This window comes from Janibacter sp. LM, assembly GCF_039631275.1.
Classification (GTDB): Bacteria; Actinomycetota; Actinomycetes; order Actinomycetales; family Dermatophilaceae; genus Janibacter; species Janibacter terrae.
The window spans coordinates 1-1,004 of record NZ_JBDIVG010000086.1 but is presented as its reverse complement, the minus strand read 5'-3'; the positions used below and the strand labels follow the sequence as shown (position 1 = coordinate 1,004).

The 1,004-nt window shown below is 70.0% G+C and carries 2 protein-coding genes; both read right to left on the bottom strand.

All coding sequences use genetic code 11. The annotated features are described in order from the left end of the window. Nucleotides 1-295: 295 nt before the first annotated feature. Nucleotides 296-478, bottom strand: a complete 183-nt coding sequence (locus tag ABC138_RS17555) for a hypothetical protein (protein WP_345914469.1) — start codon at nt 476-478, stop codon at nt 296-298. Between the two features lies 1 nt (nt 479). Next, complete coding sequence (locus ABC138_RS17550) at nt 480-941, bottom strand: hypothetical protein (protein WP_345914468.1); 462 nt, start codon at nt 939-941, stop codon at nt 480-482. Nucleotides 942-1,004 lie beyond the last annotated feature (63 nt).

Sequence of the window (1,004 nt, the reverse complement as noted above, 5' to 3'; positions counted from 1 at the left end):
GCTCCGCCTCCGGCGGGAGCCAGACCGGGCCGGGTCGGTCGTGGGTGGGGTCGGACTGCCGGGCGCTGCTCGGTCGGTGTGGGCTGCGCGGGCGGGTCGGTCGGTGGTGGGGTCGGTCTGCCGTGCTGCGGGCTCGTGAGCGGCCCTGACGGGCCGTCAAAGCTCTTCGCCGGGTCGGTCCCCCGACCTCCTCCAGGAACACCCCCTGTGGGGGTCGCTCCGCTCCCCCCACACACCACACACCGACGAAGGGGGCAGGGCGTCCACCACTAGACACCCCACCCCCCACGCACGATCAGGCGAACTCTGCTGCTGCCGCGTAGTCCGCATCTACGCCGTACTCACGATCGTGCTGCGCGTCGGTCCTCTGCTCCGGCTCGTCGACCCACTCGAAGGGAGCGGGCGGGCGGGGCGTCGGGTCGAAGATCGCGGCGAGCACGCGGTCGAGCCTCTTGCGGCTGCTCTCGCCGGCGGGCATCTCAGTCCGCCTTCTCGAAGTCCACCGAGTCCGGCAACTCGGTGGTGCACCTACGCACCTCCTCCATGATCCGGTCGCGGTCGAGGTTCTCGAAGGCGTCGTGCTCGTCACGTCCCGTCCCCCTGAGGTGCACAGTCATCTCCACCCGGACCGCCACGAACTGCTCGCGGTCGTCGCGGCTGGGCAGGTTGTGCTCGGTCAGGAAGCGGTCGAACTCCGAGCACAGACCGTGGTCGTCCGCGTACTCGTGGGCATCACTGACGATCCGGTCGAGTTCTGCCGCACGCCGACGATGCAGGGAGAACAGCGTCTCTGCGCCCGGGGCACGGTTGTCCCGCTCAGCGTCGAGCCACTCCTGACGGCTGCCATAGGCGTAGAGCACGCAGCCGTCAGCGGTCATCATCTGAGCCTGCAGGAACACCATCCCGGTCCGGTCGGTCCGCTGCGGCTGCGGCTCCTCCATGAGCCACCCCGCGCTCACGATCCCTCCACGGAACAGGGCAGCGAACTGCCCACGGCGCGGGAT

Coding starts and splice junctions, on each gene's coding strand:
- ABC138_RS17555 (WP_345914469.1), bottom strand. CDS start 478: ATGCCCGCCGGCGAGAGCAGCCGCAAGAGGCTCGACCGCGTGCTCGCC.
- ABC138_RS17550 (WP_345914468.1), bottom strand. CDS start 941: ATGGAGGAGCCGCAGCCGCAGCGGACCGACCGGACCGGGATGGTGTTC.